Here is a 275-nt window from a genome sequence, read left to right on the forward strand (position 1 = left end):
CCATCAAGTTCCTGACTGGGAAACGTCATCGTGCGTGGAATCGCAACGTTGTCGCCATCGGTCTGGCCAGCGGCTTCTTGGAGCCGCTCGAGTCCACCAGCCTTCACCTGATCCAGATGGGCATAGGCCATTTGCTTACCTATTTCCCGTCTGGCCGCATCGACGACACTGACCGCGACGAATACAACCGCTTGATGTCGCTGGAATTCGAATGGGTACGCGACTTCATCATCCTGCATTACAAGGCTACAGAGCGCACCGACTCTCCATTTTGG

The 275-nt window shown here is 55.6% G+C and carries 1 protein-coding gene; it reads left to right on the forward strand.

Annotation, left to right across the window (positions count from 1 at the left end):
- Positions 1-275 (forward strand): tryptophan 7-halogenase (locus tag RVY79_RS19515; protein WP_317466231.1); only part of this gene is annotated, 275 nt, incomplete at both ends.

The sequence above is a fragment of the Chromohalobacter sp. HP20-39 genome (assembly GCF_033052815.1).
Classification (GTDB): domain Bacteria; phylum Pseudomonadota; class Gammaproteobacteria; order Pseudomonadales; family Halomonadaceae; genus Chromohalobacter.